At 66.1% G+C, this 23502-nt stretch carries 19 protein-coding genes; 11 read left to right on the forward strand and 8 right to left on the reverse strand.

Translation table 11 applies throughout. From position 1 onward, the window contains the following. The first annotated feature begins 38 nt into the window (after window positions 1-38). The 4 genes from ACT4ML_RS02280 to ACT4ML_RS02295 all read left to right on the forward strand — a co-directional run bounded on the left by ACT4ML_RS02280 (window position 39) and on the right by ACT4ML_RS02295 (window position 4180). Window positions 39-569 carry a hypothetical protein gene (locus ACT4ML_RS02280; protein ID WP_444719402.1) on the forward strand — a complete coding sequence of 177 codons (531 nt, stop codon included), beginning with the start codon at window positions 39-41 and terminating at the stop codon, window positions 567-569. Between the two features lie 224 nt (window positions 570-793). Continuing rightward, window positions 794-1384, forward strand: a complete 591-nt coding sequence (locus ACT4ML_RS02285) for a 50S ribosomal protein L15e (protein WP_444719403.1) — start codon at window positions 794-796, stop codon at window positions 1382-1384. Between the two features lie 144 nt (window positions 1385-1528). Then, entirely contained in the window at window positions 1529-3685 is a 2157-nt protein-coding gene (pdhA, locus tag ACT4ML_RS02290) for a pyruvate dehydrogenase (acetyl-transferring) E1 component subunit alpha (RefSeq protein WP_444719404.1), read from the forward strand. Between the two features lie 60 nt (window positions 3686-3745). Further along, window positions 3746-4180, forward strand: coding sequence for a universal stress protein (locus tag ACT4ML_RS02295; protein WP_444719405.1), 435 nt, complete (start codon window positions 3746-3748; stop codon window positions 4178-4180). A gap of 136 nt (window positions 4181-4316) precedes the next feature. Here the strand turns inward: ACT4ML_RS02295 and glmS are convergent, their stop codons facing one another. The 4 genes from glmS to pyrE all read right to left on the reverse strand — a co-directional run bounded on the left by glmS (window position 4317) and on the right by pyrE (window position 8523). Beyond that, the gene (gene glmS, locus ACT4ML_RS02300) at window positions 4317-4763 is read right to left on the reverse strand and encodes a methylaspartate mutase subunit S (protein WP_444719406.1); all 447 of its coding nucleotides are present in this window, start codon (window positions 4761-4763) and stop codon (window positions 4317-4319) included. Window positions 4764-4963: 200 nt separating this feature from the next. Beyond that, entirely contained in the window at window positions 4964-5674 is a 711-nt protein-coding gene (locus tag ACT4ML_RS02305; protein WP_444719407.1) for a phosphoribosyltransferase family protein, read from the reverse strand. 144 nt (window positions 5675-5818) lie between these two features. Next, entirely contained in the window at window positions 5819-7765 is a 1947-nt protein-coding gene (thrS, locus tag ACT4ML_RS02310) for a threonine--tRNA ligase (RefSeq protein WP_444719408.1), read from the reverse strand. A gap of 233 nt (window positions 7766-7998) precedes the next feature. Beyond that, a complete protein-coding gene (pyrE, locus tag ACT4ML_RS02315; RefSeq protein WP_444719409.1) occupies window positions 7999-8523 on the reverse strand; it encodes an orotate phosphoribosyltransferase in 525 nt (174 codons plus the stop codon). Window positions 8524-8718: 195 nt separating this feature from the next. Between pyrE and ACT4ML_RS02320 the strand changes: the two genes are divergently transcribed. Beyond that, window positions 8719-9678, forward strand: a complete 960-nt coding sequence (locus ACT4ML_RS02320; RefSeq protein WP_444719410.1) for an alpha/beta hydrolase — start codon at window positions 8719-8721, stop codon at window positions 9676-9678. 98 nt (window positions 9679-9776) lie between these two features. Here the strand turns inward: ACT4ML_RS02320 and ACT4ML_RS02325 are convergent, their stop codons facing one another. Further along, complete coding sequence (locus ACT4ML_RS02325; protein ID WP_444719411.1) at window positions 9777-10322, reverse strand: CDP-2,3-bis-(O-geranylgeranyl)-sn-glycerol synthase; 546 nt, start codon at window positions 10320-10322, stop codon at window positions 9777-9779. A gap of 210 nt (window positions 10323-10532) precedes the next feature. Here ACT4ML_RS02325 and ACT4ML_RS02330 point away from each other — a divergent pair, with 210 nt between their 5' ends. The 3 genes from ACT4ML_RS02330 (at window position 10533) to ACT4ML_RS02340 (ending at window position 13861) form a co-directional block, all read left to right on the forward strand. Beyond that, entirely contained in the window at window positions 10533-11714 is a 1182-nt protein-coding gene (locus ACT4ML_RS02330; protein ID WP_444719412.1) for a M24 family metallopeptidase, read from the forward strand. Window positions 11715-11777: 63 nt separating this feature from the next. Further along, on the forward strand, window positions 11778-13085 hold the full coding sequence (gdhB, locus tag ACT4ML_RS02335; protein WP_444719413.1) for a glutamate dehydrogenase GdhB: 1308 nt from the start codon (window positions 11778-11780) through the stop codon (window positions 13083-13085). A 107-nt stretch (window positions 13086-13192) separates the two neighbouring features. Further along, complete coding sequence (locus tag ACT4ML_RS02340; RefSeq protein ID WP_138244065.1) at window positions 13193-13861, forward strand: DUF502 domain-containing protein; 669 nt, start codon at window positions 13193-13195, stop codon at window positions 13859-13861. Between the two features lie 71 nt (window positions 13862-13932). Here the strand turns inward: ACT4ML_RS02340 and ACT4ML_RS02345 are convergent, their stop codons facing one another. Continuing rightward, window positions 13933-14910 (reverse strand): NAD(P)-dependent oxidoreductase, encoded by a 978-nt coding sequence (locus ACT4ML_RS02345; RefSeq protein WP_444719414.1) that lies wholly within the window; start codon window positions 14908-14910, stop codon window positions 13933-13935. Window positions 14911-15021: 111 nt separating this feature from the next. On the opposite strand from ACT4ML_RS02345, the gene ACT4ML_RS02350 reads away from it, so the two are divergent. From ACT4ML_RS02350 to ACT4ML_RS02360, 3 genes are all read left to right on the forward strand, one after another. Next, on the forward strand, window positions 15022-16359 hold the full coding sequence (locus ACT4ML_RS02350) for an amidohydrolase (RefSeq protein ID WP_444719415.1): 1338 nt from the start codon (window positions 15022-15024) through the stop codon (window positions 16357-16359). Further along, entirely contained in the window at window positions 16356-17594 is a 1239-nt protein-coding gene (gene ilvA / locus ACT4ML_RS02355) for a threonine ammonia-lyase (RefSeq protein WP_444719416.1), read from the forward strand. Before ACT4ML_RS02350 ends, ilvA begins: the two co-directional genes overlap by 4 nt. A 402-nt stretch (window positions 17595-17996) precedes the next feature. Continuing rightward, a complete protein-coding gene (locus ACT4ML_RS02360) occupies window positions 17997-20021 on the forward strand; it encodes an ATP-binding protein (protein WP_444719417.1) in 2025 nt (674 codons plus the stop codon). A 130-nt stretch (window positions 20022-20151) separates the two neighbouring features. On the opposite strand, the gene ACT4ML_RS02365 is transcribed toward ACT4ML_RS02360, so the two are convergent. Then, entirely contained in the window at window positions 20152-21516 is a 1365-nt protein-coding gene (locus tag ACT4ML_RS02365; RefSeq protein ID WP_444719418.1) for an aminotransferase class III-fold pyridoxal phosphate-dependent enzyme, read from the reverse strand. Between the two features lie 149 nt (window positions 21517-21665). Next, window positions 21666-23312, reverse strand: coding sequence for a BCCT family transporter (locus tag ACT4ML_RS02370; protein WP_444719419.1), 1647 nt, complete (start codon window positions 23310-23312; stop codon window positions 21666-21668). Window positions 23313-23502 lie beyond the last annotated feature (190 nt).

Below are 23502 nucleotides of genomic sequence, written 5' to 3' on the forward strand. Positions count from 1 at the left end.
TAGTCACCTTGAACACGGTCGCGGCCGTAGCCTCAATCATGGGTGAGAATACCACACAGAGTCTCGACGGCGTCGGCGTCTGGGGCGGTGGTATCACCGGCGGACTGATCGCCGGAATCGCCATGGGGCTGGTCCTCCACCTCGGCGGCAACCAGATCGAGTTACTGGGCGGACTCGCGGCCGAACCCGGGACGGCGGTCGACGTCGGCTGGACGATCCACCTGCTGATCAGTATCGCGTTCGGGTTGCTGTTCGCCGCCCTCGCTTCGCGGCGGGCGGTCCAGCAACTGGTGGACGAGTTCAGCGACTACGTCGTGCTGGGACTCGTCTTCGGTTCGGTCCTCGGGCTCTTCGCCGGCGGCGTCCTGTTCCCGCTAGCGATGGAGCGGGCCGGTGTCGCGGCGTTACCGCTGCCGTTCCTCCCGATCACGGGACCCGCGGCGGAACTGTTCAGCGCGCTCCTGTTCGGCTTCGGCCATCTCGTCTACGGACTGGTGTTGGGATCCGTTTTCGCGACGGTCAACGGAGTGGCACCCGGCAGCGTGCGCGATTTCGCCGCGGTACGGTGATCGACAATCGGCCCCAACGGGCGACTGCATCGGGAACCGCTAGCACGGCGTCTCACGGAGTTCGAAGCCCTTATACTCGAGAGTTGGGAAGAGTGAGTAGACTCGCTGGTTCGCGCGGGCATCAGCGGGCACCTGTACGGCACCGCCGCCACAGGTCGGGATGTGATCCGCGGGGCACGAGCCCCGGTCGGGATTGAACCAGCAAACGCCCGCGGGTGAATACAATGGCAGAAAGCTTCTATTCCCACATCAAGGACGCATGGAAGGACCCCGACGACGGCAAGCTCGGGGAACTGCAGTGGCAGCGAAAGCAGGAGTGGCGCGATCAGGGCGCGATCGAGCGGATCGATCGCCCGACGCGTCTCGACAAAGCGCGCGAACTCGGCTACAAGGCCAAGCAGGGCGTCATCGTGACCCGGGTCTCGGTCCGGAAAGGGACCGCCCGGAAGCAGCGACACAAAGCCGGTCGGCGCTCGAAGCGACAGGGCGTCAACCGCATCGGGCGACGCAAGAACATCCAGCGCATCGGTGAGGAGCGCGTCTCCCGAAAGTACCCCAACATGCGGGTGCTCAACAGTTACTGGGTCGGTGAAGACGGCTCGCAGAAGTGGTTCGAAGCGATCCTCGTCGATCCGAACCATCCCGCGATCGAGAACGACGACGATCTCAACTGGATCTGCGACGACGACCACACGAACCGCGCGTTCCGCGGTCTCACCAACGCCGGCAAGGCGAACCGCGGTCTGAACAACCGCGGCAAGGGCGCGGAGAAGGTCCGGCCGTCCAACAACGGCGATCAAGGCCGCGCGAAGTAACGCGGGTCGTCACTGCGACCGGTTTTCACGCCGATTTTTCTGCGCCGCGAGTCGTCGCTCGAGCAGCGATCTCCGACGAGCCGAACGGCCGCGACGCGCCATCGCCGAGACGGGCACTAAGTGTACGAGCGTCGTACCGTCCGTATGCCACGCTCCGAGGTCGCCACGTTCTCGGTCGACCGCGTCGAGATACTCGACGAAGACGGCCGCGTCGACGAGTCGCTCGAGCCCGATCTCGACGACGAGCGGCTGCTCGAGTGGTACCGGACGATGAAGCGGTCGCGGCGACTCGACCGGCGGATCATCGCGCTCCAGCGGCGGGGTGAACTGGGGACGTTCGCGCCCGCGACGGGACAGGAGGCCGCACAGGTCGGCAGCACCGCGGCTCTCGAGGAGACCGACTGGACGGTGCCCGCGTTCCGCGAGCATCCCTCGGCGCTGGCTCGCGGCGGCTCCGCACAGGCGATCATCGAGTACGCGATGGGCCTCGAGGAGGGCAGCGAGCCGCCCGATGACGTGCCGATCATGCCGCCGTCGATCGCCGTCGGGTCCCAGCCGCTCCACGCCGCGGGGATCGGGTGGGCGGAGGCGATGAACGACACCGATTCGGTCGCGCTCACCTACTTCGGCGACGGGGCGACAAGCGAGGGCGAGGTCTACGAGGCGATGAATCTGGCGGGCGTCTACGAGGCCCAGACGGTCTTTTTCTGCCAGAACAACCAGTACGCGATCTCGACGCCGCTCTCGAAACAGACCCGGGCGGCGACCCTCGCCCAGAAAGCCATCGCCGCGGGCATCGAGCCGGTTCAGGTCGACGGCAACGATATTCTCGGCGTCTACGCGGTCACGAAGGAGGCCAGAGAGCGCGCTCGCCGCGGCGTTCCGACGCTGATCGAGGCGACTACGTATCGACGGGAGATGCACACGACGGCGGACGATCCCTCCGTCTACCGCACCACCGAGGAAGAGGAAGAGTGGGAGCCGTTGGACCCGATCCTGCGGTTCGAGCGCTACCTCCGCGAGCGCGGCGTGCTCGACGACGAGACGATCGACTCGATCGAAGCCGAGATCGAGACCGATCTCGAGGCGGCCCTCGAAGCGGCCCGGGAGACGGAGGCAAACGCCGACCCGGTCGACATGTTCGATACCGCGTACGCGGAGCGACCGCCCTACCTCGAGCGCCAACGCGAGGCGTTCGTCGCGGACGAGGGGTATACGGTCGCACCCGCGACGGGGAGTCAGCGCAGCGACGGCGGGTCCTCGGCCGCGGACGTGGGGAGCGGCGACGCGGACGGTTCCGGCAGCGCCGACGACCTCACCGACGCGGACCTCGAGAACGCCGAGCGGCTGAACATGGTCGAGGCGATTCGGGAGACCCTGCACGCCGAACTCGAGCGGGACGACGACGTGCTCGTCTACGGCCAGGACGTCGGCGTCGACGGCGGCGTCTTCCGGGCGACACAGGGGCTCCTCGACGCCTTCCCCGGACAGGTTCACGACGCGCCGGTCGCGGAAGCGGGCATCGTCGGCCTCGGCGTCGGCCTCTCGGCGGCGGGCTACCGACCGGTCGCCGAGATCCAGTTCGCCGGGTTCACCTTTCAGGCGTTCGACCAGATCCACCAGCACCTCTCGCGGATGCGTGCTCGGTCGCGCGGCGAAATTACCTGTCCGATGGTCGTCCGCGCCCCCTACGGGCTCGGCGTGTCGGCCCTCGAGCACCACTCCGAGAGCTATGAGGCGGGCTACGCCCACATTCCCGGCCTGAAGGTTGCAATTCCCTCGATGGCCCGGGACGCGGCCGGGCTGCTCCGATCGGCCGTTCGGAGCCCCGATCCGGTCCTCTTCCTCGAGCCGATGGTGCTCTATCGGGCGGCCCGACGGCCGGTTCCCGAGGAGACCGTCGTCCCGCTGGGCGAGGCGCGCGTGGTCGACTCGGGGGCCGACGCTACCGTCGTCGCGTGGGGCGCGATGGTTCCCGAGGTCGAGGACGCGGTCGACGATCTCGCGGCCGATATCGAGGTGATCGACCTGCGGACGATCAGCCCGATGGACACCGAGACCGTCCTCGAATCGGTCCGGAAGACCGGCCGCTGCGTCGTCGTTCACGAGGCCCCGCGGACGGGCGGGTTCGCGGGCGAGATCGCGGCCCGAATCGCGGACGAGGCGGTCTGGTACCTCGAAGCACCCATCGAACGGGTGACGGGGTACGACGTTCCCGTTCCGCTCCCGGCCCGCGAGGACGCCTATCGGCCGGGTCCGGATCGAATCGGGGCGGCGATCGAACGGGTACTCGACGCATAGCACACCCGGCGAGCGGGACTCGGAGGTGGACTTATTCCGTCGGCCGGTGTACTGGGGCGTATGGCACGACACGTTCTCGTGGCGGTCGACGACTCGAAGCAGTCGACCGAGGCGCTCGAGTTCGCATGCACGGAGTATCCGGAGGCGACGATCACCGCGATTTACGTCCTCGATCCGGGCGACTTCTACGCGGTCAGCGGCGTCGAGGGGACCGCGATGGCCAACTACGACGAGATACAGGGCCACCACGAGGAGCGGGCCGAGGCGGTCCTCGAGACGGCGCGCGAACAGGCGGCCGAACACGGCGTCGAACTCGAGACGGAGCACGTCGTCGGCGGCGTCTCGCGATCGATCGTCGATTACGCAGCCGAGAACGGCGTCGACCACATCGTCGTCGGCAGCCACGGGCGGACGGGCGCGAGCCGGATCCTCCTCGGCAGCGTCGCGGAGACGGTCGCTCGCCGGTCGCCGGTACCGGTGACGATCGTTCGGTAGCCAGCACGTTGCTGGCGGCGACGCGGCCGCCGTTTCCCATCGCGATTACGTGGTCGCGGTTTTCGGAAGGACAAACGGAGAACAGCGGTCGCTGTGCGGTCGAGTTGCGGGTCGTGGAAAACCGAACCGGAGCCGATCAGACCGAGACGGTCTGCCCTTCCCGTTCGCTCTCTGGCGGGCGGATGTCGAGATCGGCCTTCAGGGCCTCGATCGCCTCCTCGGGGTCGGTCTCGGAGTCGAAGACCCGATCGAATCCCATCTCCCGGAAATACGTGCGCGTCTCGTCGAAGTCGTCCTGTCCGACGGCGAGGTTGCCGCCGATGTAGGTCGTGACCTCGAGGTCGGAGTCGGCGATCCGCTGGTGGAACCCCTCGCAGTCCTGTTTGGCGTGTCCGTAGAGCGACGAGACGAGTACAGCCTCGGCGTCGTTGGCGGACGCGGCTTCGACGAACTCCTCCTGGGAGCTCTGGACCCCCAGATTGACGACGTCGAATCCGGCTGCCTCCAGCGCCTGTTCGAGGATGGTGATCCCGACGACGTGTGCGTCGGACCCGATCACGCCGAGGATGACTGTCTCAGTCATGTGCGTACCACCACAAACCGCGGGGAGCACCATAAACCTAATGATTAATAATGTGGTAATGGTTCACACGGTCTCCCTCCTGCGAATACGTGACGATTTTCGGCGTCCACAGCGGTCGCCGAACAGTCGTTTACTCTCGAAGGAAATCGTCGCTCGAGCGTTTCGCGAGAAGTAGTGACTCGAGTCGAACGGCCAGCCGATCAGACGCTCGTGAGCGCGCCGACCGGCGCGTCGGTGCGTTCGCGGGCGCGTCGGATGCCGTCCTCGCCGGCCGCGATGAGGGCGAAGACGCCGGCGACGTCGGCCTCGGCGGTGTGAGCGATATCGAGGAGGAGTTCCTGGGTCTCGCCCGAGCGGATGAGGTCGTCGACGACGAGGACCGATTCGCCGGGCTCGATCGCGGAGGCCGGCAGGTAATAGGTGAGTTCGATCCCCGACTGCAGGCGCTGGCGGGCCTCGATGAACTCCTCGACGGCGGTCTCCTTGCTCTTTTTCGCGTAGGCACAGCGGACGCCGTAGTAGCTCGCGAGCGCGGCCGCGAGCGTGATGCCGTCCGTCGCGGCGGTGAGGACGACGTCCGGCCGGTCGAAGTCGAACCCGTTCGCCACCACCGGCGCGGCCAGATCGAGGAAGGACTGGTCGAAGACCGTCGCGCTGTTGTCGACGTACCCCTCGTCGTCGACGCGGATCCGCGCCTCGAGTTCCTCGCTCAACGCCTCCCGGCCGAGGTCGTCGACGACCTCGCGGGCGCGCTCGGTTCCGGGCAGGACGTGCCCGTTGACGTACCGGTTGAGATCGCCTGCCGGAAGCCCCGTCGTCTCGGCGAGTTCGTCGTAGGTCCGCGTCTCCTTCAACATCCGCAACACGTCGACGGCCCGTAGCTGGAGGGCCGCCTTCTCGGCTCTGTTCATACTAGTATGCACGATTCCGCAACTATGGGTATTGCGATCGGATTCAAATCTGGAATCAGCACGAACGTGGTTCGCTCGCGCAGCAGTCGACTCGAGCGGGCGGTCTCAGACGACTAAATAGCAGGAACCGCGATATCGAGGCTATTACTGTAGGAAGTCCGGCTGGGTCCGCTGCTCCTCGATTTCGCTCTCGAGGTGAGCGTGGAACTCGTCGATCTCGACGTCGTACTCCTGATCCTCGAAGCGGTCGCGAACCGAGATGTTGCCGTCGTCCTCCTCGTTGTCACCGACGATGATCTGGTACGGCACGCGGTCGTCGTGGGCCGCGCGGATCTTCCGCTCGAGGGTGGAGTCGCGGCCGTCGACCTCGACGCGGAAGTCGTCGAACTCGTTGGCGACTCGGTGGGCGTAGCCGAGGTTGTCGTCGGAGATGGGCAGCACGCGGACCTGTTCGGGCGCGAGCCACAGCGGGAACCGACCCTCGTAGTGTTCGATGAGCATCATGAAGAACCGCTCGTAGCTGCCGTAGAGCGCGCGGTGGATCATGACCGGCCGGTGTTCCTCGTTGTCCTCGCCGACGTAGTTCAGGTCGAACCGCTCGGGCATGTTGAAGTCGAGTTGGACCGTCGGGCCGTCCCACGAGCGGCCGATGGCGTCCTCGAACGCGAAGTCGATCTTCGGCCCGTAGAACGCGCCGTCGCCCTCCTCGACCTCGTAGTCGTGGGCGCGATTCTCGAGGACGTTCTCGAGTTGCTCCTCGGCGCGGTCCCAGATCTCGTCGGAGCCGACCGACTTCTCGGGGCGCGTGGCAAGGGCCATCTCGTACTCGAGGTCGAACGTCTCGAGGACGTCGGTGATCATGTCCATGATCTCCTCGACCTCCTGTCTGATCTGGTCGGGCCGGATGAACAGGTGGCCGTCGTCGATCGTAAAGGCCCAGACCCGCGAGAGTCCGGAGAGTTCACCGCGTTGCTCTTTGCGGTAGACCTTGCCGTTCTCGGCGTACCGGATGGGGAGGTCCCGATAGCTCCACGAGTGGTCCTGGAAGATGGCGGCGTGGCCGGGACAGTTCATCGGCTTCAGGCCGAACTCGTCGTCGCCGACGTCGAAGATGAACATGTCGTCCTGATAGTTCTCGTAGTGGCCCGACCGGTGCCAGAGATCCGTCTTGAAGACGTGGGGCGTCTCGACGTAGTCGTAGCCCGCGTCCTCGTTGAGGTCTTTGACGAATTCCTCGAGTTCCGAGAGGACGGTCTTCCCGGCGGGGTGATAGAGCGGCAGCCCCGGCCCGGTCACGTCCTGAATCGAGAAGAGGTCCATCTCGTTGCCGATCCGCCGGTGATCGCGCTTCTCGGCCTCCTGCTTGCGTTCGAGGAAGTCCTCGAGATCGCTCTCGTCTTCGAACGCCGTCCCGTAAATTCGGGTCTGCATCGTGTTCTCCTCGTCGCCGCGCCAGTAGGCCCCCGCGATCTCGAGCAGTTCGACGGCGCCGATTTCGCCCGTCGAGTCGACGTGCGGGCCGGCACAGAGGTCCTCCCACTCGCCCTGCGTGTAGAACGTGACGGTGTCTGCCTCCTCGGCGAACTCCTCGAGCAGTTCGAGTTTGTACGGCTCGTCGGCGAGGCGGTCCTCGGCCTCGTCGATCGAGACGACCTCGCGCTCGATGTCGTAGTCCGCCTCGATGATCGCCTCCATCTCGTCCTCGAGGTCGGCGAGGTCTTCCTCGTCGACGTCGAGGTCGTCGAAGTCGTAGTAGAAGCCCTCGTCCGTCGGCGGGCCGATCGCGAGTTTGACCGTGTCCTCGTCGTACAGGCGCTCGACCGCCTGTGCGAGACAGTGGGCCGCCGAATGACGCATGACCTCGAGGTACTCCTCGCTGCCGTCGGTGATGATCTCGAGTTCGGCGCCGTCGTAGACCGGTTCCTCCTTGGCGACGAGGTCGCCGTCGAGTTTGCCGGCGACCGTGTCGCTCCCGAGGCCCGGCCCGATCTCGTAGGCGCAGTCTTCGACCGTCGCGTCGGCGTCGACTTCGAGTTCGGATCCGTCGGGCAGTACGACCGCTAGCTGCTCCTGTGAGTCTGATTCTGACATGGCTGTGGATGTAGTGAAAATCCGGTGGCGTGTCCGCGCCGTCCCGCACACTGGTCGACCGCCGTCGACACAACACACGGTAGGTGGGAATTAGAAACGGGCAAACGCCCCTGTAAAGCGGACACCTACCATCGTGGCTACGGGTACTCTCGAGCGGAATAAAAGCATTGTGATGGGGATCGGACGGTGGGGAGTCGCCCCTTCGTTCGAACGAGGGAGTCCCGGAGCGGGAGTTACTGGCTCTCGAGCAGATCGCTCGCGGTCACCAGCGACTCCATCTCGACGCCGGCGTCCTCGACGTTCTCGCGGCCGCCCTCCTCGCGGTCGACGACGACGAGCGCGCGCTCGACGGTCGCGCCGGCCTCCCGGAGCGCCTCGACGGCCTCGACCAGACTCGTCCCCGTCGTCACGATGTCCTCGACGACGACGACCGCCTCGCCGTCCTCGAGTCGCCCCTCGATCAGGTTCCCGGTGCCGTACTCCTTGCGCTGTTTGCGCGCGATGACGTAGGGGACGCCGGCCGCGACGCTCGTCGCGGCGGCAAGTGGCACTCCGCCCAGCGCGACGCCGCCGAGTTTGTCGTCGTCCGCGAGGCGGTCGGCGAAGGCCTCCGAGATGGCCTCGAGACAGTCGGGATCGGTCTCGAAGAGGTACTTGTCGACGTAGTACTCGCTGGTACCGCCGTGGGAGAGTTCGAACTCGCCGAACTGGACGGCGTCGGCGTCCCGGAGGGCATCGATGAGTGCCTGATTCGTCATTGCTCGAGAGAGCGCACCGCATCGAAATAAGCGGTGTGGAACGGGATCGGCTGGAACGGAGCGCTCGAGTGGATACCCGCGGGAGCGGATCCGCCTGCACCCGACAGCGACTCGGAGGGGATTACCCGACTGCGACGCACGGTAAGCGTACGGGTGCGGGTATCTTTTTGTTCGCGCCGACGAGTGTGTGTCACGATGTCATCACAGCGCGCGGAGGAGCCACACCCCGACGTACAGGCGTTTCTCGAACTCTACGACTCGCTCGACGCGCCGGCGTTCAGCGAGATCACGCCCGAGGAGGCGCGGCGGAACTTCGAGGAGATGCGCGCGACCGCGGAGCCCGAAATCGAGCTCGCGAGCGTCGAGGATCACACCATCGACGGCCCACACGGCGACCTCGCGGTTCGAAGCTACGATCCCGGCACCGAAGGCGAGGATCGGCCCGTGATCCTGTACTTCCACGGCGGCGGCTGGGTCGTCGGGAGCGTCGACACCCACGACGGCGTCTGCCGAAATCTGGCCGCCGACTCGGGGTATCCCGTCGTCAGCGTCGATTACGGACTCGCGCCGGAGCACCCGTTCCCCGAAGGGCTCGAGGACTGTTACGCCGCCCTCGAGTGGGCCGCGGACAGGGCAGACGAACTACGCGCGTCCCCGGACAAGATCGTCGTGGCCGGCGACAGTGCGGGCGGCAGTCTCGCGGCGGGGCTGTCGCTGCTCGTCCGGTATCGGGGTGGACCCGACATCGCCTATCAGCTGCTGGTTTACCCCAGCGCCGGCGATGCAACTGTGACCGAGACCTACGAGCAGAACAAGGAGGATTACTTCCTCACAGAGGATGACATGGCGTGGTTCCGCGACCAGTACTTCGAGAGCGAGATCGACATGGGCAACGTCTACGCGTTCCCCCTGCTCGCGGACGACCTCTCGGGGCTGCCGCCCGCGACGATCATCACCGCCGGCTTCGACCCGCTGCGCGATGTCGGTGCGGCCTACGCCGACCGGCTGGCGGACGCCGGCGTCCCCGTCGAGTACCACAACTACGACGACATGATTCACGGCTTCTTCAGCATGATCTCCGATCCCGTGAATCTGGATGGGGCCCACGAAGCCCACGACGCCGCCGTTTCTGATCTGCACGCGGCGCTCGAGTAGCGACGGGGAACGGTCACGATAGTCGGCGACGGGGAAGTATCACCACGCGCTGGTTCCCGCTAAAATTTCGAAACGGGAGCGTTCGACTCGAGCGGCGGCTACCACGGCTCGTTCTTCAGTCCGAGTTTGTACGCGATCATGTTCGTCGTCACGTGGAGGATCGGCGTCAGGACCACGACGACGAGGATGACCTCGAGCGTGAACCAGTTCCGGAACCACCCGAAGTCGAGCAGGGCGACCAGCGGGAGCGAGACGACGACGAAGTCCAGTTGGTCGAGGCCGGGGAACATCGCGCCGCGCTGGCGGCCGGTCCGGCGCTTGAGGAAGGACGCGAGGATGTCGCCGAGCATCGCGCCGCCGGCGAGGCCGAAGGCTGCGAGCGGGGTGAACTCCGGAACGGCGAAGCCGAGTGCGCTGCCGACGTCTTCCGCGAGGACCGTCAACACGGCCGCGAGCGCGAGGCCCGCAGTGATTCCCATCGCCGTACCGCGCCACGTCTTGCCGTCGCCGAGGACGCGCTTCGCTCCCCACGTCCGACCGCCGTCGATCGGCCGGCCGCCGCCGGCCAGCACCGCGGCGTTGTTCGGAACGTAGGCGGGCAACATCGCCCAGAACGCGATCACGATAGTCTCGAGTACTGCCATATTCGCCGGGACGAACCCGCGTGTCTTAACCGGCGGTGGTTCGGTCGGAGCGATATCGCGCCGCTCGAGCCGGGGCGCAACGACCCGGCAGACGGACGCTGACGGCCGTTCTCGAGACAGTGGCAGTTAGTGTACACAATATCTGTATTCAATATACACGAAAAGTTTTTAGCACTCCTGATCGATGCTCGTCGTAGACGCCCTGTTACCATGCCACGAGAGCATATCTTCGACGAGGCCGAGTACGAGCGGCGGGTCGCTCGGACGAAAGAGCGACTGCGCGAGGAAGACCTCGACGCGATCGTCGTCGCCGATCCGGCGAACATGAACTATCTGACGGGGTACGACGGCTGGTCGTTCTACGTCCATCAGGCCGTGGTGGTCACGCCCGATCGGGACGAACCCGTCTGGATCGGCCGCGACATGGATGGCGGCGGCGCGCGGGCGACGACCCACCTCGGCGACGACAGCATCCGCGCCTACAGCGACGATCACGTCCACTCGCCCCACGACCTCCACCCGATGGACTACGTCGCGGGCGTCCTCGAGGAACTCGAGGTCGCGGACGGCCGGATCGGCCTCGAGATGGACGCCGCCTACTTCACCGCGAAGTCCTACACCCGATTGCAGCAGAACCTCCCCGAGGCCGAGTTCGAGGACGCGACGCTGCTGGTCGGCTGGGCTCGGATCAAGAAGTCCGAGCGGGAACTCGAGTACATGCGCGAGGCCGCTCGGATCTCGGAGAACGCGATGCGGGCGGGTCTCGACGCCATCGAGGAGGGGGTACCCGAGTACGAGGCCGCCAGGGCGATCTACGACGCACTCATCGCCGGAACCGACGAGTACGGCGGCGACTACCCCTCGATCGTCCCGCTGATGCCCTCGGGCGACCACACCGGCACGCCGCATCTCACGTGGACCGACCGGGAGTTCGAGGACGGCGATCCGGTCATCATCGAACTCTCGGGCTGTCGGCACCGGTATCACTCCCCGCTGGCCCGCACGACGTTCGTCGGGGACCCGCCCGCGGAACTCGAGGAGACCGCCGACATCGTCGTCGAGGGGCTCGAGGCGGCGCTCGACGCCGCCGAGCCCGGCGTGACCTGCGAGTCGGTCGAGGAAGCGTGGCGCGAGACCATCGCCCAGTACGGGCTGGAGAAAGCGGACCGGATCGGCTACTCGATGGGGCTGGGCTACCCGCCGGACTGGGGCGAGCACACCGCGAGCATCCGGCCCGGCGACGAGACTGTCCTCGAGGAGGACATGACGTTCCACATGATTCCGGGTATCTGGACGGAGGAGGTCGGTATGGAGATCAGCGAGACGTTCCACGTGACGAGCGAGGGCGCGGAGACGCTCGCCGATTTCCCGCGAGAGCTTTTCACAACGTAGCGCGACCCATACCGTCCATGGAACGCCAACCATACTACTGCCTTCGACACAACACTCATACTGATGACCACCTCATCACCCGCGACGGAAAGCGAATCAGCGGACGAACTCGATTCGGCGCTCGTCACCGCTCGCCGGCAGTTAGAGCGGGCCGCGACCCACGTCAATGTCGATCCCGGAGTCGTCGAGCGGCTGAAACACCCGACGCGAGTCCAACAGGTATCGGTTCCCCTCGAGCGCGAGGACGGTAACGTCGAGGTCTTTACAGGGTACCGAGCCCAGCACGACGACGTTCGCGGCCCGTATAAGGGCGGCCTGCGCTACCACCCCGAAGTGTCCGCCGAGGAGTGTACCGGGCTCTCGATGTGGATGACCTGGAAGTGCGCCGTGATGGATCTGCCCTTCGGCGGCGGGAAAGGCGGTATCGCCGTCGATCCGAAGGATCTGAACGAGGACGAAACCGAACGGCTCACCCGTCGCTTCGCGGAGGAACTGCGCGACGCGGTCGGCCCGACGAAAGACGTCGCCGCGCCGGACATGGGCACCGACGCCCAGACGATGGCGTGGTTCATGGACGCCTACTCGATGCAACAGGGCGAGACGATCCCCGGCGTCGTCACCGGGAAACCGCCGGTCATCGGCGGCTCCTACGGCCGCGAGGAGGCCCCCGGCCGGTCGACCGCGATCGTCACGCGGGAGGCCGTCCAGTACTACGATCGCGAACTCTCCGAGACGACCGTCGCCGTCCAGGGCTTCGGCAGCGTCGGCGCGAACGCCGCCCGCCTCCTCGAGGAGTGGGGTGCAACCGTCGTCGCCGTCTCGGACGTCAACGGCGCGATCTACGATCCCGAGGGAATCGACGTCGAGGAGATTCCCTCCCACGACGAGGAGCCCGAAGCGGTCACCCGCTTCGCGACCGAGATCGCCGACGCGGACAGCGTCGAACGGCTCTCGAACGAGGACCTCCTCGAGTTAGACGTCGACGTACTGATCCCGGCCGCGGTCGGCAACGTCATCACGGCGGACAACGCCGACGCCATCGCGGCCGACATCGTCGTCGAGGGCGCGAACGGTCCGACCACCTTCGCCGCCGATACCATCCTCGAGGAACGAGACGTGCAGGTGATTCCGGACATCCTCGCGAACGCGGGCGGCGTCACGGTCTCGTACTTCGAGTGGCTCCAGGACATCAACCGCCGCCAGTGGTCCCTCGAGCGCGTCCACGAGGAACTCGAGGATCACATGCTCGAGGCGTGGGACGATGTCCGGGCCGAGGTCGACGCCGAAGGGCTGACGTGGCGCGACGCGGCCTACGTGGTGGCGCTGTCCCGGATCGCGGAGGCCAAGGAGACCCGCGGGCTCTGGCCCTGATCGATCCCGGTCGCCAGCGGTCGAGATCAGGTCGCCGCGACTGATCGACACCGATCGTGACTGGACGAAGGGAAGCGCTCATGTCCCACCGGTCATATGCTCCGAGTATGGCGTCGTGGAAGCGGGTGTTCGCGAGCGGGCTCATCCTCCTCGGGCCGATACTCGTCACGCTGTACGTCGTCTACCGGGCCTACGCGATCGTGACCGGCGTCACGCCGACGCTCGTGCTCGACGAAACGGTGCTGAGCGGCCTGATCGCCCACGAACCGACCCGCGTCCGCGTCGTCAGCGTCCTCCGGCTGATCACCTCTCTGAGCTTCTTTTTCCTCGTGACCCTCGCGATGGGCGTCCTGACCCGAACGACGATCGGCGATCTCTTCGCGCGGAGCGTCGACGGGATCGCGAACCGCGTCCCGGGGCTGCGCGTCGTCTACAACGCGTCGAAGGTCGCCGCCGAAACCACGCTCGGCGAGGAGCAGGCGCTGCAGGAACCGGTCAGGGTCGAAAGCTGGGACGGCGTCGAGATGACGGCGTTCAAAACCGGCCAGACGACCGCCGACGGCCGGGTCGTGCTCTTCGTTCCGACGGCACCGAACGTCACCTCCGGCTTCGTCGTCGAGGCCGAGGCGAGCCGGGTCACTGAAACCGATGACTCCGTCGAGGAAGCGCTCGCACGGATGCTAAGCGGCGGGTTCGGCGAGACCAAACGCCCGAACGGAGCGAGCCCGACCGTGCCCTTCGACACCTCCGGCGACCGGTCGGAAGAGACGGAGTGACAGTTGCGTGAGGATGGGAAACAGATGGCTCGAGAGCGTTGCGTGGCGCTCAGTACGGCCCACCCCGCACCTCACTCTCGAGTCGAATCGGGACGATAGACGGCGTTCTCGAGGTCGCCGCCCGTCTCGAGAGCGTCGACGTTGCCCGCGACGATGTCAGCCAGTCGGTCCCAGTGTTTCGGCGTGTGACCGCCGGTGTGGGGCGTTAGCAGACAGTTCTCGAGGTCCCAGAGCGGGTGGTCGGCGGGGAGCGGTTCGGGGTCGGTGACGTCGAGGGCGGCCCCGCGGATCCCCTCGGTCTGCAGGGCCGAGACGAGCGCGTCGGTGTCGATGATCCCGCCCCGGGCCGCGTTGACGACGACCGCGTTCGGCGGGAGCGTCGCCAGTTCCGCCTCGCCGACCAGCCCGCGGGTCAGATCGTTGAGCGGGCACGCGAGCACGACGTAGTCGCTTCGGGAGAACGCCTCGTGGACGTCGTCCTCGTCAAAGCCGAGTACCTCGTCGGTCGGGCCGCCCTTCTCGGGGGTGTAGCGAATGCCGATCGTCTCGACCTCGAACCCCTGGAGGCGCTGGACGACCGCCTGTCCGATCGAACCGAGGCCGACGACCGTGACGGTGCTGTCGGTGAACTCGAACGACTGGAAGTGCCGCCATTCGCTGTTCTCCTTCCGCCGCCAGCCCTCGTGGAGTCGGCGCGCGAAGACGAGCATGTTGGCGATCGTCTGCTCGGCGATGCCGGGCGCGTGGATGCCGCCCGCGTTCGTCACTGCGACCCCGCGGTCCGCGAGGGCGTCCATCGGCACGTGATCGGTGCCGGCGAAGGTACACGCGAACAGCTCGAGTCGGTCGGCTCGCTCGAGGAGGGCCTCGTCGATCGTGATGCCGGTCACGACCCGGGCCCGCGGGACGAGTTCGCGTTCCTCCTTCGGCGTCCGCGCGAGCGCGACGGTGCGGTCGGGCAGTCGCTCGCGGAGCCGTTCGGCGTACGACTCCATCGATAGCCCTTCCGTCCCCTCTCTCAGAACGACGACGTCTGGATTCGTGCTCATATCGGGTATGCGTTACCGGACGATTGGTATCCGTTCTCTTATTCCTTTTGTGTACTCGTCGTAAACACTGATTGTGTATAATTAAGGCACTGGGGCGCGTCAGTGACTCGCATGACTGAGCCGATTCAGGACCGACTCGTGACGGTTCGTCGCAGCTTCCATCGCCACCCCGAGCCGGCGTGGCGCGAGTTCCTCACGACGGCCCGACTCGTCGAGGAGATCCGAACCATCGGCGTCGACGAACTCGCCGTCGGCCCGGACGCCTACGACCCCGCCGACCGGATGGCCGTCCCCGACGACGATCTCGAGCCGTGGCTCGAGCGCGCCCGCGAGCGCGGCGCGGACGAGGACTTGCTCGAGCGGATGACCGGCGGCAATACGGGTGCCGTAGCAGTCTTAGAGCGCGGCGAGGGACCGTCGATCGGGCTCCGCGTCGACATCGACGGGCTGTTCATCGAGGAATCGACCAGTCCGGACCACGATCCCGCGGACGAGGGCTTTCGCTCGGAGATCGACGGGACGATGCACGCCTGCGGCCACGACGCCCACATGACGTGGGGGCTCGCCGTCCTCGAGGCGATCAAAGAGAGCGACTTCTCGGGTCGCTTCGTGGTCTTCTTCCAGCCCGCCGAGGAGACGAGCGGCGGGGGCTGCCCGATGGCGAAAAGCGAGTTCGCCGACGACCTGGACTACCTCCTCGCGATCCACGTCGGCCTCGACCATCCCACGGGCGAGGTCGTCGCCGGGATCGAGAAGCCGCTGGCCATGTGCCACGTCGACGTGACGATCGAGGGGACCTCCGCGCACGCGGGCAAGGCCCCGAACGAGGGGGCGAACGCCATGCACGCGATGGGTGCCGGGATCGTCAACGCCTACGGCATCCCCCGGCACAGCGACGGGATGACACGGGTCAACGTCGGGAAGGCCGAGGCGGGCACCGCGAGCAACGTCATCGCCGAGCGCGCCCACATGGAGTGCGAAGCCCGCGGCGAGACGACCGAGCTGATGGAGTACGTGAAACGCCGCCTCGAGCGCACGATGAAATCGGCGGCGACGATGCACGGCTGTCGGGCCGCGGTCGAGGTCGTCAGCGAGTCGCCGCGGGCTGACAGCGATCCCGAACTGCAGGCGCTGGTGGGCGAGATCGCGGGCGGAGTCGACGGGATCGACCGCGTGCTGCCGGCCGCCGACTTCGGCGCGAGCGAGGACGCGACGTTCTTGATGGAGCGCGTGCAAGAGGACGGCGGATTGGCGACCTACCTGATCGTCGGCACCGACCATCCGACGAGCCACCACACGCCCACCTTCGACGTGGACGAGCGCAGTCTCGAGCACGGCGTCGACGTACTGGTCGAGACGATCCGGGAACTCGAGGCACGGCATCCGGTTCCCCACGTCGCGGAACCCGACGACGGGGACGCGACAGCGGTCGCGGAGGGCGGCGAATGAGCGAGGGCCGCGTCACGCTCGCCGACATCGAGGCGGCACGGGAGCGCATCGCGGACATCGTCCACCGCACGCCGCTCGACACCTCGCGGACGTTCGCCGAACTGAGTGGCGCGGCCTCGGTCGGGCTCAAACTCGAGAACGTCCAGCGGACTGGCTCGTTCAAGATCCGCGGGGCGTACAACAAAATGGCGCAACTCTCGGACGCGGAGCGCGAGGCCGGCGTTATCTCCTCGAGTGCGGGCAACCACGCCCAAGGCGTGGCGCTGGCCGGCGACCTGCTCGACATCGACACGACGATCGTGGTGCCGGAGGTGACGCCGGCGGCGAAGATCGAGGCCACCCGCGGCTACGGGGCCGCGGTGGTCGTCGAGGGCGACATCTACGAGCGCTCCTACGAGTACGCCCTCGAGCGGGCCGCCGACACCGGCGAGACGTTCGTCCATCCCTTCGACGACGAGGCCATCGTCGCCGGGCAGGGCACGATCGGTCTCGAACTGCTCGAGCAGTACCCAGACATCGACACCGTCCTCGTGGCGATCGGCGGCGGCGGGCTCATCTCGGGGATCGGCACGGTGCTGAAGGCTGCTGAGAAGGACATCCGCGTGATCGGCGTCCAGCCCGAGGGCGCGGCCCACGCGAAGCCGTCGCTCGAGGCCGACGAGATCCGTGAACTGTCCGACATCGATACCGTCGCGGAAGGGATCGCGGACACGCGGATGCTCGAGACCACGTTCGACATCGCCCGCGAGGTCGTCGACGACGTGGTGAGCGTGAGCGATCGAGAGATCGCCGCCGCGGTGACCCTGCTCGCCGAGCGCGCGAAGACGGTGGCCGAGGGCGCCGGGGCCGCGCCGCTTGCCGCCGCGCTCTCCGATGAGGCGGAACTGAATCTCGAGGGCGAACACGTCGTCGTCGTCGTTTCGGGTGGCAACGTGAACCTCACCGAGCACGCGGAACTGACACGGACCGGACTCCACGAACTCGAGCGCTACGCCGAGGCCAGACTCGCGCTCGAGGGCTGGCCGACGAGCGTCGGCGAGGTTGCGGAGACCGTGGAAGCCGAAGGCGCGGAACTGGACGTCCTCGAGCGCGCCCGGCGCACGTCGGTCGACGAGCCGAACCGAGTGCCCGTGACCGTCGGCCTCGAGGGCAGCGGCCCGGAACATCTCGAGGGGGTTCTGGAGGGGCTGGATTCGCTCGAGGGGGTTTCGGTGCTCGAGCGCTCGCTCGAGTGATCGCGTCGGCGAGCGCGCTCGAGCACTCCGGCCGAGCAATCTGTTACTTCGGATCGGCTACGTGCCCGTCGAGCGGCATGCACGAGAGAGCCGATGATGAAACGAAGCGTCTTGCTATCGTGGCAACGGGGAATCACCACATCCTCTCCGACCGATTCGCTCACTCCGCTCGCTCATCCCTCGCACGCAATCATCGACACACCTTCGCAGCGCTCAGGCGTGTCGGAAGCGCGCGCCACCGTATATTGGATGGATGAGACGAAACAGTAACACCTCAGTCCGCAGTGACCGCTGAATCGAGAGCAGAGAACGGTCAGCGGAAGCGACGACAGTGATCAGTCGCGGTGAACCGCTCGCGGTAACCGAGGGGATTTGTGACCCGCGTCGCAATACGGTAGTAGAATGGGATCGCCCTCCTCGACCGACCCCGGAGTGCAGGCCCGAATCCGGCAGCAAGAGGTCATCGCGGAACTCGGCCAGCGAGCGCTGGAGACGGACGACCTCGATCAGTTGATGCGCGACGTGTCCGTCGCCGTCGCCGAGACGCTCGACAACGAGTACTGCAAGGTACTCGAGCGGTTGCCCGGCGGCGACGAAGTCTTCCTGCGACAGGGCGTCGGCTGGCGCGAGGGACTGGTCGGATCGGCGACGGTGCCGACGGATCTCGATTCGCAGGCCGGCTACACGCTCATCAGCGAGGAACCGGTCATCGTCGACGATCTCCGCGAGGAAGAGCGCTTCTCCGGCCCCGAGTTGCTCACGAACCACGACGTGGTCAGCGGGATCAGCGTCGTCATCGGCTCGGTCGAGGAGCCGTGGGGAGTGCTCGGCACGCACGCGACCGACCGCACGGAGTTCACGACCCACGAGGCCAATTTCGTGCAAAGCGCCGCGAACATCCTCGCGGCGGCGATCGATCGCGCGAACAAGGAAGACCAGCTCCGCGAGCGCGAGGCCCAACTGAGCGTCGCGACCGACGCCGCGTCGATCGGGCTCTGGCTGTGGGACGTCCAGGAGAACGTCTTCACCGCCGACGAATTCCTCGCGGAATCGTACGGAATGGACCCGGAAGTAGTGACGACGGGCGCCCCGATCGAGGCGTTCTTCGAACCGGTTCCCCAGGAGGACAAGGACGGGATCTGGGAGGGACTCGACCGCGCGCTGGAGACCGGCGGATTCAGCGCCGAATACCGCGTCGAAAGCGACGGCGAGACCATGTGGATGGTCTCCCGCGGCGAGGTGGAGTACGACGCGAGCGGCGACCCGGTTCGGATGCACGGTGCTGTCACCGACATCACGGACCGAAAGCGCCGCGAGCAGCAACTCAGGGAGCGGGAAGAGCGGTACCGGGATTTGTTCACCTCGATGTCCGAAGGGTACTGCGTCATCGAGCGGGTCGACACGTCGCCCTCGGAGCCGATCGATTTCCGCTATATCGAGGCCAACCCGGCGTTCGAGGAGCACACGGGGCTGACCGACGTCGTCGGAAAGACGATCCGAGACCTGGTGCCGGGAGAACGACGGGAGTGGTTCGAGACCTACGATACCGTCGTGGAGACCGGTGAGCCGGTCAGATTCGATCGCGAACTGGCGACGCAGGGTCGGGTTCTCGAGTGTTACGCGTTTCCGGTCGGCGACGAGACGGACGCGCAAGTGGGGGTACTCTTCACGGACATCACCGAACGAGTGGAACGCGAACGGCGGCTGGAGGGTCTGATCGAACGGTTAGAGACCTCGAACGAGCGCCTAGAGCAGTTCGCCTACGCGGCCAGCCACGACTTACAGGAACCCCTGCGGATGGTCTCGAGTTACCTGCAACTCATCGAGGGCCGGTACGGTGGCGAGCTCGACGACGAGGGGGAGGAGTTTCTCCAGTTCGCGGTCGACGGCGCCGAGCGCATGCGCGAGATGATCGACGGCCTGCTCGCGTACTCTCGCGTCGAGACCGCGGGTGAACCGCTCGAACCGGTCAACCTGAACGCGGTCCTCGACGACGTTCTCGACGACCTCCAACTTCGATTCGAAGAGAGCAACGGTGAGGTGATTGCCGAGTCCCTCCCGACCGTCGAGGGCGACAGCGGGCAGTTACGACAGGTGTTCCAGAATCTGCTGGACAACGCCATCGAGTACAGCGGGGACGAGCCACCTCGCATCCGCGTCTCGGCCGAGCGCGGATCCGAGAGCGACCCCGAATGGGAAATCTCGGTCAGCGACGACGGAATCGGCATCGATCCGGAGTACAGCGACCAGATATTCGACGTCTTCCAGAGCTATCACGAGGGTGAGAGGTACAACGGAACGGGGATCGGACTCGCGATCTGCGAGCGGATCATCGAGCGACACGGCGGCGAAATCCGGGTTACGAGCGACCCGGGCGAGGGGTCGACATTTACGTTCACGCTGCCGGCGGCGAGCGATTCCGACTAGGGACCGCATCAACCGCGGCTCACAGGAACCAGCGACGGTCCGGCAGCACAGATTCGGTTATGGCTCTCCTCGAGACGATCAGCGACCCCGCTCGAGACGACCGCGAAAACGACAATCGAAATCGAACGGCTCAGTCGGCCACTTTCGCGCTCGGACCGACGGCCTCGATGGCCTCGAGGAAGATGCCGATCCCCAACTCGATCTCGCGTTCGGTCGAGTCGAGCGGCGGGAGCAGCCGGATGGTCTTCTTGCCGCAGCCGAGGGTGAGCAGGCCGCGCTCGAGGGCCGCCTCGACGACGGCGCTCCGCCGTTCAGGGGTGTCGAACTCGACGGCGAGCATCAGCCCCTTTCCGCGGACGTCCTCGACGTACTCTGGTGCGTCGTCGCGCAGGAGTTCTTTGGCCTGCTCGCCGCGTCGGGTTGCGTTGTCCAGCAGGTCGTGTTCCTGAATCGCCTCGAGCGTGAACGCGCCCATCATCGAGCCGAGCAGGTCGCCGCCGCCGAAGGTCGATCCCAGCCGGTTCTTCTCGCTGGGGAAGACCTCGGAGCGCGAAATCGTCGCGCCGACGCGCAGCGCCTTCGCGCTGGCGATGACATCGGGTTCGATTGGGTAGTGATCCGAGGCCCAGATCTCGCCGGTGCGGCCGACGCCGGACTGGATCTCGTCGACGACCAGCGGGATGTCGTACTCGTCGGTGACGGCCGCGACTTCCTCCATGAACGCCTCGCTGGGGAACCGGTAGCCGCCGACGCCCTGAATCGGCTCGAGGGTGAGGAAGGCGATCTCGTCGGGATTGATATGGCCGCCTTCGGGTGAGAGCATGGAGCGGAGTTGCGAGTCGCCGCCGGCGAAGAACCCGCAGTCACAGCTATCGGCGTCACAGCCCCGATCGGCGCAGAACGGGACCGTCTCGATCCCGCTGATCTCGGGGTAGTGGCGCGTGTAGACCTCCTTGGACTTCGTCAGCGAGAGGGTGCCGAGCGTGCGGCCGTGGAAGCCGCCCGCGAAGGCGACGCCGTACTTCGCGGGGGCCCGGTAGTCGTGGGTGATCTTCATCGAGTTCTCCATGGCCTCCGCGCCGGAGTTCGAGAGGAAGACGGTGTCCATCCCGTACTGACTCGAGACCGCGGTCAGTTTCTCCATGAGGTGACTCGAGCCGGGCACGTCGGACTCGTCGGGGGTGGGGCCGGCACCGAAGTACATGTCCTGGCCCGCGATCTTCATCGGTTCGACGAGATCGAACTCGCGGACCTTGTCGAGGACCTTCCCGTTGTTGTAGCCGAGCGGTGCCGCACCGATGTGACAGGTGAAATCGAGGAGGACGTTCCCGTCGACGTCCGTGACGAACGGCCCGTCGGCCTCGCGGGTCACGTCCCAGACGAACTCGTGGGAGTACTCGCTGGGCGCGGAGTACTCGTGGTGGAAGTCGACCCACTGCTGGGCGTTCGGTCCCGGAAGCGCGTCCGCGTCGGGCTCCGCGGTGTCCCTATCCATACACAGTTTATGTGTACCTCGTACATTAAAACTTGTTATAGATTGGCGAGGAGACGCGATCGGTCGTCGGAAAAACGGACAGCATGACGGCCGACGCGGATCGTCGGCCGGGGAGGTGGATTGGCCGGAAATCGGTACAGGAACCCGTCTCAATCGTCGTCCGATTCGACGGGGCCACCGGGACCGGGCGATTCCGGTTCGGGTTCGGTTTTCGCGCTCGAGCCGACAAGGACGGTCTCGTCCTGCAGGAGGACTCGCCCGTAGCTCGAGCTGAAGTCCTTGATCAGCGAGCACATCGCGAGGAAGCAGACGAAGGCGAAGGGCGCGCCAGTGATGATGACCGCATTTTGGAGCGCGCTCGTGCCGCCCTCGCCGCCGATGATCATGAGGATCGCCGCGGTCATCCCGAGGACGACGCCCCAGAAGACCCGGTTGATCGTCGACGGACTCGCCTTGCCACCGGTCGTCATCATCGAGACGGCGAGCGTCGAGGAGTCGGCCGACGTGATGAAGAACGTCGTCACGAGGATCATGAAGGCGATCATGAACACGGTCCCGAAGGGGAACGCTTCGAAGAGGATGAAGCCCGAGACCTCCGGCGTGCTGTTGGCGATCACGCTGCTGAAGTCGGCGGTTCCGGTGTGGTGGTACCGCAGTGCGGTGCCACCGACGAAGGTAAACCACGGAATGGTCGCGGCCGAGGTCGCGCCGATCCCGGTAAAGGCGACTTCGCGGACGGTCCGACCCTTGGAAATCCGGGCGATGAACAGGCCCGCGAAGGGCGACCACGAGAGCGCCCACGCCCAGTAGAAGACGGTCCAGGAGTTCATCCATCCCGTGCCCCCGTCGGAGCCGGCCCCGGTGTAGAGACTCATGGACGTGAAGTCGGCGATCATGCCGCCCATGGCCTGTGAGCCGAGCAAGAGTAAGAACAGCGTCGGCCCCAGAATGAACGTCGCGAGCATGAGCGCGACAAACAGGATCATGTTGAAGTTCGACAGCCGGCGGATCCCCCTGTCGACCCCGAGCACCATCGAGATCGTAAACAGGAGCGTCATCGTTGTCACCACGAGGAGGATACCGACGTTCCCGAGGTCGATCCCCCACTGGTAGTTCAGACCGGCGATGAACTGGCTCCCGATGAAGCCGAGCGATGTCGCCACGCCGCCGATCGTCGCGAAGACGGCGAGGATGTCAACGACCTTGGCGGCCGGCCCGTCAAGGTTCTCCGCGCCGATGATCGGCGTCAGCGCCGAAGAGACGCGGAGCGGGACGTTCTCGTAGTTGTACGCGAAGTAGCTGATCGCGAGTCCCATGATGGTGAAGACGGCCAGCTGGGGCAGCGCCCAGTGGAACAGGGTCTGCTGAATCGCGATCGGGATCGCCTCGGCCGTTCCGCCCTCGACGCCGAACAGCGGCGACGGGGAGTCGTAGTAGAACAGCGCCTCGGTCGGGCCCCAGAAGACGACGCCCGCCGCGAACCCGGCCGAGTACAACATCGCGAAGTACGACAGGAAGCTGTACTCCGGATCCGAGTCCCCCATCTTGATCTTCCCCCACGGACCGACGATCAGGAACAACAGGAAGAGGACGATCAGGAAGACGATCACCAGCAGCGCCCAGTTCAGGTACGTGACCACCCAGTCGTAGACGGTTCCGATCGTGTCGGTGACGAGGGTCTCGTTGACGAAGAACGCCGCGATCACGCCGACGGTGAGCAACGCGCCGAACGCGAAGACGACCAGATCGAGTTCCTCGAGGAACTCGTCGACCATTCCGTTCTCGGCGTCGCTCATCCCGTCTCACCTCCCGGAAGTGGGCGACGGCATGCTGATTGTGCGTGGCTCCACCTACCGTTCGCCATGCTGCATGATGGCATACCGCTACCATTGACGGCGTATACAATAAGTGTTTCTCACATTGCGGAAATATCCACAGTTTCCGTGTATCAGACGCGTATACAGAAGACAGACTCATTTGCAACTT

Origin of the sequence: Natrinema sp. LN54, assembly GCF_052439245.1 — an archaeon.
GTDB classification, from domain to species: Archaea; Halobacteriota; Halobacteria; order Halobacteriales; family Natrialbaceae; genus Natrinema; species Natrinema versiforme_A.